Source organism: Anaeromassilibacillus sp. An200 (assembly GCF_002160025.1).
Classification (GTDB): Bacteria; Bacillota; Clostridia; order Oscillospirales; family Acutalibacteraceae; genus Caccousia; species Caccousia stercoris.
Genome location: NZ_NFJU01000004.1, coordinates 14780 through 28021, shown reverse-complemented (window position 1 = coordinate 28021; position 13242 = coordinate 14780). Strand labels below are relative to the sequence as shown.

General features: G+C 56.9%; 12 protein-coding genes and 1 tRNA gene. 8 read left to right on the top strand and 5 right to left on the bottom strand.

Annotated elements, in window-relative coordinates; translation table 11 throughout:
- The first annotated feature begins 76 nt into the window (after positions 1-76).
- Positions 77-1012, top strand: coding sequence for a ferredoxin-like domain-containing protein (locus B5F35_RS02915; protein ID WP_087237914.1), 936 nt, complete (start codon positions 77-79; stop codon positions 1010-1012).
- A gap of 90 nt (positions 1013-1102) precedes the next feature.
- Here the strand turns inward: B5F35_RS02915 and B5F35_RS02910 are convergent, their stop codons facing one another.
- On the bottom strand, positions 1103-2263 hold the full coding sequence (locus B5F35_RS02910; RefSeq protein ID WP_087237912.1) for an aldo/keto reductase: 1161 nt from the start codon (positions 2261-2263) through the stop codon (positions 1103-1105).
- A gap of 188 nt (positions 2264-2451) precedes the next feature.
- Here B5F35_RS02910 and B5F35_RS02905 point away from each other — a divergent pair, with 188 nt between their 5' ends.
- From B5F35_RS02905 to gatB, 7 genes are all read left to right on the top strand, one after another.
- Positions 2452-2817, top strand: a complete 366-nt coding sequence (locus tag B5F35_RS02905) for a winged helix-turn-helix transcriptional regulator (protein WP_087237910.1) — start codon at positions 2452-2454, stop codon at positions 2815-2817.
- Positions 2818-2876: 59 nt separating this feature from the next.
- A tRNA-Ile gene (locus tag B5F35_RS02900) sits at positions 2877-2953 on the top strand.
- Positions 2954-3021: 68 nt separating this feature from the next.
- On the top strand, positions 3022-3453 hold the full coding sequence (locus tag B5F35_RS02895; protein WP_162611313.1) for a GNAT family N-acetyltransferase: 432 nt from the start codon (positions 3022-3024) through the stop codon (positions 3451-3453).
- 70 nt (positions 3454-3523) lie between these two features.
- A complete protein-coding gene (locus B5F35_RS02890) occupies positions 3524-4495 on the top strand; it encodes an aldo/keto reductase (RefSeq protein WP_162611312.1) in 972 nt (323 codons plus the stop codon).
- Between the two features lie 43 nt (positions 4496-4538).
- The gene (locus B5F35_RS02885) at positions 4539-4817 is read left to right on the top strand and encodes an Asp-tRNA(Asn)/Glu-tRNA(Gln) amidotransferase subunit GatC (protein WP_087237904.1); all 279 of its coding nucleotides are present in this window, start codon (positions 4539-4541) and stop codon (positions 4815-4817) included.
- Positions 4810-6240 (top strand): Asp-tRNA(Asn)/Glu-tRNA(Gln) amidotransferase subunit GatA, encoded by a 1431-nt coding sequence (gene gatA, locus B5F35_RS02880; RefSeq protein ID WP_087237903.1) that lies wholly within the window; start codon positions 4810-4812, stop codon positions 6238-6240. Before B5F35_RS02885 ends, gatA begins: the two co-directional genes overlap by 8 nt.
- Positions 6237-7652, top strand: a complete 1416-nt coding sequence (gene gatB, locus B5F35_RS02875; protein WP_087237901.1) for an Asp-tRNA(Asn)/Glu-tRNA(Gln) amidotransferase subunit GatB — start codon at positions 6237-6239, stop codon at positions 7650-7652. Before gatA ends, gatB begins: the two co-directional genes overlap by 4 nt.
- A gap of 103 nt (positions 7653-7755) precedes the next feature.
- Here gatB and B5F35_RS02870 read toward each other — a convergent pair whose 3' ends face one another.
- From B5F35_RS02870 to B5F35_RS02855, 4 genes are all read right to left on the bottom strand, one after another.
- Complete coding sequence (locus B5F35_RS02870) at positions 7756-9366, bottom strand: DUF4091 domain-containing protein (protein WP_087237899.1); 1611 nt, start codon at positions 9364-9366, stop codon at positions 7756-7758.
- Between the two features lie 206 nt (positions 9367-9572).
- Positions 9573-11168 carry an extracellular solute-binding protein gene (locus B5F35_RS02865; RefSeq protein WP_087237898.1) on the bottom strand — a complete coding sequence of 532 codons (1596 nt, stop codon included), beginning with the start codon at positions 11166-11168 and terminating at the stop codon, positions 9573-9575.
- 83 nt (positions 11169-11251) lie between these two features.
- Complete coding sequence (locus B5F35_RS02860; protein ID WP_242969374.1) at positions 11252-12148, bottom strand: carbohydrate ABC transporter permease; 897 nt, start codon at positions 12146-12148, stop codon at positions 11252-11254.
- Positions 12149-12165: 17 nt separating this feature from the next.
- Complete coding sequence (locus B5F35_RS02855) at positions 12166-13092, bottom strand: ABC transporter permease (protein ID WP_087238141.1); 927 nt, start codon at positions 13090-13092, stop codon at positions 12166-12168.
- Positions 13093-13242 lie beyond the last annotated feature (150 nt).

Below are 13242 nucleotides of genomic sequence, written 5' to 3'. Positions count from 1 at the left end.
GAAATTTTCCTGATTTGCAAGACGCCACCTTCGGAGGGGCGGTCTCCTGTGTACTTTATGGATGGAGGTATTACCCATGTCTGTTTCCCCCAATGAGATCAAGCGTGTAAAAAGCCAGGGCTTTCTGCTCAACCGCAGCACCGACAATTTTTCGGGCCGCATTATCACAGAGAACGGTGTGCTGACCGCGGCGCAGATGCGCTGCCTGAGCGAGGCTGCCGCGAAGTTCGGCAATGGCACGCTGACCTTCACCTCCCGCCTGACGGTGGAGCTGCCCGGCATCCCCTTTGAGAAGATCGAGGACTTCAAGGCCTATGTGGCGCAGGAGGGCATGGTGACGGGCGGAACCGGTTCGCGCGTGCGTCCCGTCGTGGCCTGCAAAGGCACCACCTGCGTGTTCGGCCTTTATGACACCCAGGCACTGGCGAAGGAGATCCACGACCGCTTCTATGTCGGCTATGCCGGTGTGACGCTGCCGCACAAGTTCAAGATTGCGGTCGGCGGCTGCCCGAACAACTGCATGAAGCCTGACCTCAACGATCTGGGCATCGTTGGCCAGCGTGTGCCGAAGTTTAACCCTGAAAAATGCCGCTCCTGTGCCAAGTGCGCCGTGGAATCCGGCTGCCCGATGAAGTGCGTCGCTGTGGAAAACGGTAAGCCGGTGTTTGACAGCGAGATCTGCAACAACTGCGGCCGCTGCCTCAAGGCATGCCCGTTCGGCGCCATGGAGGAGACGGAGACCCTGTATAAGGTCTATGTCGGCGGCCGCTGGGGCAAAAAGACGCGCGTCGGCACCCCGCTGAACCGTCTGTTCACGCGCGAGGAAGTCCTGGACGTGGTGGAAAAGGCGATCCTGCTCTTCAAGAGCAAGGGCGAGACAGGCGAGCGCTTCGGCAGCACCGTGGACCGTCTTGGCGTCGAAAAGGTGGAAAAAATGCTGATTTCCGATAATCTGCTCAAGCGCAAGGAAGAGATTCTCGAGCAGGTGACGATTGGCGGCGCAAGCTGCTGAAAGGCGAAAGCAAAGTATATTTTGCTGAGCAACAAACTTTAAATCAATAAAGGAGGCCGCGCCTTTTGCAGGGCGCGGCCTCCTGGTATATTACACTGGGCGGGAAGGGGCGAATACCGCCCTGGCCCGCTTCATGTTTTCCCGGATTTGGACTCCGAAGGGGCAGTTCGGTTCACATCTGCCGCACATCAGGCAATCGTCCGCCGTGGCGGAGAGAGCCCAATAGTGCTGTGCTACTGTTTCCGGTACCGTGTCCTGCTGAACAGCCAGATCCAGGAATTTGGTCACGGCGGCAATGTCGATGTGGGACGGGCAGGGCTGGCAGTGGTTACAGTACATGCACCGGCCTGTCATACGGATGGCGTTTCCGGCGCTGAAAATATGGGAATAGCTGCGCTCGCTGGCCGGTGTGTTGTAGTACTTGACTGCCTCCAGCACCTCCTCCACCGTATGGCAGCCCACAATGACAACCTTCACGCCGTTGCGGTCCAGACAATACTGGATGCATTGCGGTACGGTCATGGCCACGCCGAAGGGAGAGCTTTCCGCTTTCAGAAGCGTACCGGCTCCCAGCGGTTTCATCACGGTGATGGCCACACCAGCCGCCTCGCAGGCGGAATACAGCTTCTGGCGGGCTTCGTCCACCACAAGGCCATCCTTTTCCATGCCCTTGAATTCCATCAGATCGAAGATGTCGGTTTCCGGGGCTTCCATGTCGTAGGCCGGATTGATGCTGAACATCAGCACATCCACCAAGCCGCTTTCCACAGCCCGGAGCGCAATATGCGGGTTGTGGGAACTCATGCCGATGTGGCGGATGATCCCCTTTTCCTTCAGCTCTTTGGCATAGGCAAGAATCGGCCCCTCAAAGACAGTCTGGAAATCCTCCTCGCTGTCCACATAGTGAATCATGCCGATGTCAATATAATTGGTTTGCAGGCGTTCGAGCAGATCCTCAAAGGACCGCCTGGTTTTTTCCATATCCCGGGTGCGGGTATACTGTCCATCTTCAAATACGGTGCACAGATGCCCCTGAATGATGAATTGCTCCCGGCGTCCCTGCATGGCGGCTCCCAGATTGCTGCGGGTAGGGGCCTGAGGCATGAAGATATCGATGTAGTTGATGCCGTTTTCCTGCGCCGCATCCAGAATGGCAGCGGTTTCCCCTACGGTCAGGCCGTTGAACCACTCGCCGCCCAGGCCGATCTCGCTTGCCTTTAATCCGGTGCGTCCTAAAGTCCTGTATTCCATACGAACCTCCCTGTTGATTTTCCGCCGCAGCCCAGCCGCGCCAATCTCCCCAAAGGCGTCTGGTCCAGGCGGTGTCTTGCAAATTCGTAAAATTACGCTATACTCGTATTATACCGTTCGACCTGCATAGCAGCAAGTACGCACATTTTTCTCAGCAAGTGAAAAAAGTGCACTATAAGGAGAAGCGTATGGAAAAAATACAGGTGACCTGTGAGATGGAAGTAACTCTGAAAATGATTGGGGGCAAATGCAAACCGCTCATTCTGGATAGGCTGATCCAGCAGGGACCCCAGCGGTTCAGCGAACTGATGCGCGTCATCACGCAGGTGTCCCAGCGGACGCTCACCAACCAGCTCCGGGAGCTGGAAAACGATGGGCTCATTGCGCGCAGAGTGTACGCCGAGGTACCCCCGCGGGTGGAGTATTCCATCACGCCCAAGGGACGCTCTCTGGAGACGCTTCTGGATCTCATGTGCGAATGGGGCGAAAAGAATATTGATGACCGCTTTGTGATGACAAACCCGCAGTGCCAGGGGGGAGGAGAGGAAAAATAACTCTTGCGAAATAACAGGAGATATGATAGAATAAATCTGTTTTGGAGTCTATATTTTACGGGCCATTAGCTCAGTTGGTCAGAGCAGCCGGCTCATAACCGGTCGGTCCAAGGTTCGAGTCCTTGATGGCCCACCAAACCAGATGAATCCGAATCCTGTGCGGGCGCATGGGGTTCGGATTTTTTGTCCGGGAGGGATAACGCCGTGATACATCTGACGGAGATTGGTCCGGAGAACTGGAGACTTGGCCTGAAGGTTTCTGAGAAGCAAAAGGCGTATGTTTCCGACAGTGCGGGACTGTTGGCCAGGGCCTACGCTTACCGCAAGGAGCGCAGCCGGGCCTTTCTCATTTGCGACGGCGAAACGCCGGTGGGGATGGGATTATATTATGATGTTCCTTCCATGCAGTGCTACGATTTCAGCCAGCTTTTCATTGATGAGCGCTATCAGGGCCGTGGATACGGCAAAGCCGCTGTGAAGCTGGTTCTGGAGGAACTGAAGCGGGACGGCAGATACGGCAAGGTGGTTCTCTGCTACATAGAGGGGAACGACGCCGCCAAAACTATGTATGTACAGTTCGGTTTTGTGGAAACAGGCCGTGAAGAAGACGAAATAGTGATGGAGTTGACGCTGTAAAAGGCGGGAGAGTACAGCCCGGATTCTGTGCGGGCGCATGGGATCCGGCGGCGAAAAGGAGAGAAAGGCTATGATGGAAAAGCGTTTGCCCGGTGTGCCGCTTCCGGTTTCCCCCGTGAGTCTCGGTACGGCACAGTTTGGCGATTCTCTGGGAGAAAAGGAAGCCTGCGAGCTTCTGGACGTCTACACGGAGCGCGGAGGAAATCTGCTCGATACCGCGAACTGCTATGGCCGGTGGCTGCCGCACGGAGAAAATGTCAGTGAGCAGATTCTGGGGCGCTGGCTCAAACAGCACGGGAACAGGAACGGCCTGGTGATCTCCACAAAGGGAGGCCATCCGCCCTTTGACGCTATGACTGCCAGCCGCCTGCACGAAAAGGAGCTGCGATACGATCTGGAGAGCAGTCTCCGCGCACTGGGGACGGATCATGTGGATTTGTACTGGCTGCACCGGGACGATCCCACCCTGCCGGTGGAGGAGCTGCTGGGCCTGCTGGAACAGTTCCGCCGGGAGGGGAAGCTGCTCTCCTACGGCGTGTCCAACTGGACAACAGAGCGTGTGCGGCAGGCGGCGAAAGCAGCCGCCGCGCATGGGTATGCTGGCTTTTGCGGTGTGCAGAACCAGTGGAGTCTGGCGCGCGCTGACCATGATAAGCTGGTGGATCCCACGCTGGTCTGTATGGATCAGCCGTTGTACGATCTGTTGAAGGAGCATCCCGATACTCTGTGCACCATGGCATTTTCCGCGATGGGCAAGGGATATTTCACCAAGGCGGCCGCCGGAACGCTGCGGGATGGGGCTCTCAGGGAGTACCGCTGTGCGCTCAACGATCGCCGTCTGGATGCTCTGCGGGAGATTTCCGGCACGCACGGCGTTCCGATTGCCGCCCTTGTTCTGGCATGGATGGCCGGAAAGCCTTTCCCCGCCGTGCCCATCGCGGCTGTTTCCGGTATGAACCAGCTTCTTGAGCTGACGCAGGCGCTGGACTGTTCGCTGAGCGCGGACGAGATTGTGCTGCTGGACGCGGGCGAGGAATACTGAGAACAGAAGGATCGGCGTTTGCGTGCCGGTAGAAGGAGAACACATGGATTTTTCAATCACGGAAATCGCCAACCTGGCCAATCTGCGCCTGACGGCGGAGGAGACGGAGGAGCTGCGCGCTGATTTTGAGGAGATTCTGCAATTTGCCGCGCAGATGCAGGAGCCGGAGGGGACGGCGCACGATCCCGAGGATCTGCCCTTTCTGCGTGAGGACGTTCCCTCCCCTTCGCTGACGCAGGAGGAAACGCTGCAAAACGCTCCGGCGGTGCGGGACGGCTGCTTTGTCCTTCCCCGCGCGATAGGAGGGAAAGCGCATGCGTAACGGGGAGAAGTGGACGGTCCAGACGCTGGCCCGCGCTCTGCGCGGCGGGAAATGTTCCGCGCGGGAGTTGACGCTCGCCTGTCTGAAGCGCATAGAAGCTTGTGAGCCGGAGGTACATGCTTTTCTGACGGTGACGCGGGAAAAAGCCCTCACTGCCGCCGATCGGATCGACGCGCGCCTGGCGGCGGGAGAGGAGCTTCCTCTCCTGGCCGGAATCCCGATGGCGATCAAGGATAACATCTGCACAAAAGGCGTGCGCACCACCTGCGCGTCGCGGATGCTTGAAAATTTTATCCCGCCGTATGACGCGGACGCGGCGGAGCGGCTGCACCAGGCGGGAGCTGTGCTGCTCGGCAAGCTGAACATGGATGAATTTGCGATGGGAAGCGATACGGGGACGTCAGCCTTCGGCCCCACAGCCAATCCGCTCGATGTTTCGCGCGTGCCGGGGGGAAGCTCCGGCGGTTCGGCGGCAGCGGTCGCGGCGGGGGAAGCAGTGTTCGCTCTGGGAAGCGATACGGGCGGATCGGTGCGCCAGCCCGCAGCGTTGTGCGGTGTGGTCGGCCTGCGCCCAACGTATGGACGGATCTCACGCTATGGATTGACCGGCTTTGCCCCTTCGCTGGATCAGATTGGCCTGGTGACCAGGGATGTACCGGACTGCGCCGCAGTGCTTGCCGCTGTTGCGGGCTTTGATCCGCGTGACGCCACAAGCTCCCGCGTTCCGGTGGACGATTATCTCACGGGTATCGGGGAAGGGGTGCGCGGGATGCGGGCGGCTTTGGTGCGGGAGAGCCTGGAGGAATCCTCGCCCGGTGTGCGGCGGGAGCTTCTGCGCGCCGCCGCACGCCTGGAAACGCTGGGGGCGCGGGTGGACGAGCTTTCCCTGCCGTTTTTGCGGGATATGCTTCCGGCGTATCACATTCTTTCTTCCGCCGAAGCGTCATCCAATCTGGCGCGCTTTGATGGAATTCGCTACGGCTTTTCCGCGACGGACGCGGCGGACTGGCAGGAGCGGATCCGGGAGAGCCGCAGCCGCGGCTTTGGCCGGGAAGTCAAGCGCCGGATCCTGCTCGGCACCTTTGTTTTGACCAAGGAGCAGTACGGCCCCTGCTACGAAAAAGCCAGGCGGCTGAAGGGAAAAACCTTGGCCTCCCTGCGCACCGCGCTCTCCTATTACGATTTCCTGCTTCTGCCCACCTCGCCGGAGGTGGCATGGAAGCGGGAGGAAAAGCGCGATCCGGTCGCAATGTACCGCAGCGATCTTTTTGTGGTTCCGGCCAGTATCGCGGGGCTTCCCGCTCTTTCGGTGCCGTTTGGGATGGACCAGGGGCTGCCCGTGGGCATGCAGCTGGTCGGACGCGCGTTCGGGGAGAAAGAGCTGTTCCGCGCGGCCCATGCGCTGGAGGAGGGGAAAGCATGAACACACGCTATGAAACCGTGATCGGTCTGGAAACCCACATCGAGCTGAAAACAGAAACCAAGGCTTTCTGCTCCTGCTCCGCTGTGTACGGGGATGAACCGAACACACACTGCTGCCCCGTCTGCACCGGAATGCCGGGGGCGCTTCCCGTCCTGAACGCAAAAGCGGTGGAGCTTGCGGTGAAAGCGGGCCTGCTGCTGCATTGCCGCGTTTCCCTCTGGTCGAAGATGGATCGCAAGAATTACTATTACCCCGACCTCCCCAAGGCGTACCAGATTTCCCAGTATGACCGCCCTCTGTGCACCGGCGGATGGCTGGACATTCCCAGCGGGGAGGGGACAAAGCGGATTCGTATTGAGCGGATCCATCTCGAGGAGGACGCGGGGAAGCTGCTGCATACCGAAAACGGGACGCTGCTGGATTTGAACCGCTGCGGCGTGCCGCTGATTGAGATCGTGACCATGCCGGATTTCCGCGGTCCGGAGGAGGTGACGGCGTATTTGCGGGAGCTGCGGGAGCGCATCCGCTTTGCGGGTATTTCCGACTGCCGCATGAACGAGGGCTCGCTGCGCTGTGACGTCAACCTCTCGATCCGTCCCGTTGGGGAAAAGCATCTGGGTGAGCGTGCCGAGATCAAAAACCTCAACAGCTTCCAGTTCGCGGCAAAGGCGATCGCCTATGAGGCGGAGCGGCAGGCCGCCGTGCTGGACGCGGGCGGCGTGCTGTTCCCGGAAACGCGCGGCTTTAATGAGAGCACGGGAACCACGTTTTCCATGCGCCGCAAGGAAAGCCAGTCGGATTACCACTTTTTCCCGGAGCCGGATCTGCCGCCTATTGTCCTCACACAGGAAACAGTGGAGCGGTGGAAAAGCGAGCTGCCGGAACCGCCCTCCTCCCGCCGGGAACGCTGGCAGGAGCGCTGGAGCCTGGCCCGCGAGACGGCAGAGGCGCTCACCGTGTCCCGGGAAGCGGCGGACAGTTTTGAGAGAGCAGCCGGGATGACCCGATATCCCAAGCAGCTTGCGGTGCTGCTTGCCGCGGATCCGGCCCGCCTGGAAACGGAGCGAATCCCGGTTTCCGATAAGCATCTGGCTGCCCTTGCGGATCTTCTGGGAAGCGGGGCTGTCGGGAATGCCGCCGCAAAGGAACTGCTGGAACGGCTCTGGCAGGAGGATGCGGATCCTGTGGAGATGGCAGAGCGTCTGGGACTCGGAAAAATCACCGATCGGGCCGCGTTGGAAGAGTTGGCGCGCGAGGTGATCGGCAGCTGCGCCCGCATGGCGCAGGATTACCGCGCGGGCAAGACAGCGGCACTCCAAGCTCTGATCGGCCAGATGATGCGCCGGACACAGGGGCGCGCGGATCCGGAGCTGTCCCGTGAGATTCTTTTAAACCTGCTGAAAAGCCAATGAAATATTCCCCGTGCCGCCGGAGATGGCTCCGGTGGGGCACGGGGGATATTTTCAGCTAGGGAGATTTATCAGGAGGTCTATGTGGTAAGCGTTTGAAAAGCTGTCAGCAAGCTTCCAGCAGGGCAAGGATTTCGCGGCGCGTTTCCTCAAAGTGCTCCGCGGAGAGCTCATAATCGGTGTTGGTGCGGAAGGTTTTCTGCATCACCTTCTCATAAGCGTCCGGATTCTTTTCTTTCAGCAGAGCCAGCAGCTCGAAATCCTCCGCGCCGCGTCTCTGCGCTTCCAGACGGTTTCCGAGCCACGGCCCGTCCTCACCGCCCGGATAGACGATGTAAGCGTCTCCGGCGGGATAGATGCCATTGAACGGCTCGTTCGGCGCGTTGGATTCCTCAAACGGATCAAAGTTCTTTTGCGGCCAGTAATTGAAGCCCCAGTGCAGATAACCCTTGAGGCCGAAGCGGGAGCAGCCCCAGAACAGCAGACGGGAGCGAAGCAGATCAATGTCCAGGAAACGGTTGAGCCAGCGGCCGGTTGGGACGCAGCAAACGTAGCACCAGACCTCGTCTCCCAGCGCGGACATCTTGTCGTATTCCTCACGGAATTCTTCGTAGTTGGCCGTCAGCGGTACCCAGATATCCACAGCGCCTTTGAATTGTGTGGTCTTGACCGCCTCGATGGTGCGGCAGCCGGGGAAATACCGCCGGAGAATACTGACCACGCGCAGGTACTGCTGCTTGCGCTTTTCCATGGATTCGGGAGAGGAGATATGGACGTCCGGCTCATCGAAGATATGGAAGATTGTCTTATCGCGCCAGCCGTTTTCTCCCAGGAACGACGCAAGGGACTGTGCCATGGCGAGTGTCAGATAATAGCCCTCGTCGGAGGAAAGCGGAACGGAGGGATCCGCCGCGCATTTGATTTCATCGGTAAACAGGTTATCGTGCTTCGTTCCGAAGTTGCCGAATTCCATGGTACGGAAGCCTTCTTCGAAGAAGATCTCGATGATGGGCTTGAGGTAAGAAAAATCGAAGCGGTAGGGATTTTTGGATACCAGCGCTTTTTTCGGATCGAACGAGATGAAGAAATGCGTCTGGCGGGTGCGGCGCATGGCGCGGGCATACTTCCGCAGCATGTCAAAATAAGCGGGCGTGTTCATTTCGATGCCGTGGAACAGCGCGATGTTGTCCAGGTTGAACCAGTTTGTGACATGCAGCGTTTCCTCGGGGATGGTCACACCATAGACCCGCACGGTCAGAGAAAGGGTATAATCCCCGGCGTGCAGCACCAGCTTGCGTGTCCCGGGAGCCGTGCCGGGTTTCGGAGAAAGGGTGAGGTACAGGGCGCAGCGGCCGCCGCGCGGCTCCATGCTGAGAGTGTGCAGGGGACGCAGAGCCTCATAGACGCGGAAAGGAGCCTTGCGGGTGCAGTAGTCGGGCTTCTCGTATTCCTTTTCGGTGATGACGAACATCCCGTCCTGTTCTTCCTTTTCCGTCTCGTTGTACCCAACGCCCACGTCGATCATTTCAAACCATTCCGTATCAAATTCGTCCGCGCCCTCAAGGGAGAGGGAAAGGGAACCGCTTTCCAGCGGAAGAAGCAGGCGAAGGGCCTCCTTTCCGTTTTGCGCCATGTGGAGCTCCATGCTCTCGGGCAGCTCGGCCAGTTCCTGATCCGGGAAAAGCCACTCTTCCCGTGCTGTGCAGAATCCTTTCATAACAACACCTCATCAAAATAGAAAATAGTAGAATATGCAGAAGGCCCTTCCCAAAGCGGCAAGAAGCAGGCGGAAAAGCTGCCCCGCCTCCGGGCCTTTCCGGCAATGCTGGAGATGGATTGTGGTCAATCTCAGGCTTCCAAGGGAAACAGTGCGGACTGGAAACCGGCCCGCACTGTCTTTAGGAGGATGCCTTCAGCTTGTTCTTATTCAGAAATCTTGGCGTTTACTTCTTCGATCATCTTGGAGAGGCCTTCGCTCTCATAGGAAGCCATCAGATCGTCATACATCTTATCAACAGACTCTGTGCCGGTCATAATGGTGAGCAGATCTTCCGCGGGCTTGATGATGAACTCGTTTTTGGTGGGAGTGGAGAGGTTGGTGTAGCTCGGCTCATACTCCGGAACCGTGCAGGTTTCGTCGATGAGGTTCCAGTAGTCGATATCGATCTGACGGTAAACATCTCTCTCCGCGTCGCCGGTCAGCTGGAGATTATGCCAGTTGGCATACTGCGCCAGGCCGCCAATGTTGGTGACAGGATAGGTATTGGTTATGTCGGAATTGAGCTGAATGATGCTGTCGCCCTCTTTTTTCCAATCCTCGCCTTCAAAGCCGTAGCGGACCATTTCGTCGTTTTCAAGATAGTAGTTGTACAGTCTCAGGATGGCGTCCATCTTATCGGCGGACTGTGCGGAAATGTAGGATTCGGACCAGTAGGTCTTGAACACAGGGCAGGTGGTGTTGCCGTCAAGGCCCGGGAAGGGCTTGGCCAGCTTTACACAGTCCTCAAACTTCTTGTCGGGGTTGACCTCGTTCCACTTCTGGGCGAGATTGTCGGACTGCTGGTTGGCGTAGTAGGCGGATACGCTTCCCTGCAGGAACTTATCCTCGGAAAGCTGCTGCTTGGCCAGCGCGATATCGGGATCGATGGTTCCTTCCTGATACATGTCACGGGCAAGCTGGAAAACGGCTTTCAGGTCGCCTGCAAAATAGGCGGGAACATACTGACCGTCCTTTTCAATCCATTTGAAGTCGCTGCCGGAGCCGTCGCCCATGCCCAGCGGCACACCGTAAGGCATGAAGAAGCTGTCAAGCAGCTGCGGAATGGAAACCGTCATGCCGGTGATGGATTTTCCCTCCGGATCGGCTTCGATAATCTTGCGCAGCATATCGCGGAATTCCTCATAGGTTTCGGGTTCCTTGGTGACGCCTGCCGCCTGTGCGAGATCCCAGCGGTAGAACATCTTGCGCTCGGTTGCGCTCTGCCGGATCTCCGCCCAGGTGGTGCGGGGGATGGTGTAGAATTTTCCATCTTCCTTGCGGAGAGCCTCGATATCGGGAGAAGACATGTATTCCTCGAGAGCCGGATAAGCGGAGAGATCCTCGGGCAGCGGCGCCACGACGCCCTGCTCCGTCCAGTTGTAGTAGAAGGAGGAACCGATCACGTCGATTGCAAATACGTCGGGGAGCTGATTGGAGGAAGCCCACAGCTGAATTTTCTGGCGGTAGTCGTCCCAGGTGATGTTCAGCGGCTTGAGGATGGTGTTGGTATCCTCCTGGATTTTTTGCAGGAGCTTGTCATTTTCGCCGCCGGAGAGACCCTTTTCCACATCCCAGTAAGCGATGGTGATTTCGGTCGGCTCACCGGAAGCCGTATCACCGGATCCGCCGGCATCCTGAGAGGTGCTGCCCGAAGCCGGGGAAGCGCCTGAGGAAGCGGGAGCGGGCGAGGTGCATGCACCGAACGCGGAAGCGGCCAGGAGGGCGCACAGGATCGCTGCGGTTGCTCTTTTGACTTTCATAGCAAATTCTCCTTTGCAAATAAAATTACTTCTTCTAAATAACGGTTATGATAAAGCAAGTCTGCCGGGGAAGCGAAGAAAGATTACTCTTTGACGGACCCTACCATCACACCTTTGACAAAGTGCTTCTGGATAAAGGGGTACACACACAGGATCGGAACGGTGGAGACCACGATGGTAGCCATCTGGATAGACTGGAAGTTCGCTTTCTGGTTCTGGGAAATCACGGAGATTGCCTGCTGAGCCAGCGCGCTGTTAAAGCTGACAAGCAGTTCGCGCATGTAGATCTGAAGGGGCTGCTTGGCTTTTTCATTGATGAACAGCAGGGCGTTCCACCATTCGTTCCAGCGCTCCACAGCATAGAAGAGAAAGAAGGTGGCAATAAACGGCATGGAAATCGGAAGAATGATGCGGAACAGGATGGTCAGATCATGCGCTCCGTCGATCTTTGCCGCTTCCTCCAGGCTGGGGGGCAGGGAGACGAAATAGTTCTTCATGATGATCAGATAGAAGGTATTGATGGCGGTCGGAAGAATCATGGACCAGAGGGAGTTGGTCAGTCCCATTCCGCTGACCACGAGGTAGTAAGGGATGAGGCCGCCGCTGAAGAGCATGGTAAAGAGAATCAGGGAAAGGAAGAGTCCACGGCCGACCAGACGTTTTTTCGAGAGTGCGTATGCACCGCAGATGGACAGCAGCATGTTGAGCAGCGAGCCGACCACGGTGACGAAAACGGAGTTAAAGAAGGCCTGCAGGAAGGAAAAATCTGCGAAGATGACCTTGTAGCCTTCAAAATCAATCACATACGGAAGCAGGTAGGGAACATGGTTTCCGAAGGCGTTGACATTGGAGAAGGACACGATCAGAACGTAGTAAAACGGATAGATGGTGATCAGGCTCATCAGGCCGAGGATGACAATCAGAATGACGTCGAACACGGTGATGCCGCGTTTTTTGCGGACAGATTTGGATGCTTTCACGCCGAACTCCCCTTTCTTTAAAACAGTCCGGATTCACCGGTTTTGGTCACAATCTTGTTGGTGATCGTGATCAAAATAACGTTGATAACAGATTTGAGGAATCCGACAGCCGTGGTGTAGCCAAAGTTGGTTCCAATGCTGAAGGAGCTGCGATAAACGAAGGTGTCCAGTGTGTCGGCCACATTGTATACAGGCTCGGAATAGAGGTTAAACACCTGATCAAAGCTTGCGCCGCTCGTCATCAGGCTGCCGACTGCCAGAATGAACATGATGGCGACGGTGCCGCGGATGCCCGGCCAGGAAATGTGGATCATTTTCTGGAAGCGGTTTGCGCCGTCGATGCTGGCTGCTTCATACAGTCCGGGGTCAATGCCGGCAAAGGCCGCGAGATAAATGATGGAATCCCATCCGATTTCTTTCCACAGAGCGGAAAGCCAGATGAAGGGACGGAACATACTTGAGTCGGAAAGCGGTGAAATTTTCTGAAGGCCAAGCGCGGAGAGGGAGGCATTTACCATACCGTTGCTGCCGAACATGTTAATGAGGATACCGGCCAGCACAACCCAGGTGATAAAGTGCGGGAAGGTAAAGACGGTCTGGAAAAACTTTTTTGTCTTGTTTGCTCGCATCTCATTGAGAAGAACGGCCAGAAGCACGGGCATGGGGAAGAGGATGCAGATTTTGCCCGCGGCAAAAACCAGAGTGTTTTTGAGCGCATTCCAAAAGTCCTTGTCTTCAAACATTTTGGAAAAGTGCTCAAATCCAATCCATGGGCTGCCCCAGAGTCCCATGTCGTAGCGGAAGCTCTTGAAAGCGAGGGACAGGCCGCCCATCGGAAGATACGCGAAGATCAAGTACCATGCGATGACGGGGAGAAGCAGAAGATAGAGCAGCTTGTCGCTTCGGATTTGTTTCCATTTGCGGGCCCATTTGTTGGTTGGCATGTTAGAAACCGCAGCAGCTTTTTTCACATTCATCACCTCTCTGATTTATCTGAATTATACTATTTGCACGAAAAAAACGGTATGGTTTTTTTGATTTGCAATACAAATTTTCTTTATGGATATTTTTTAGTTTGTTCATAATATTCTAAA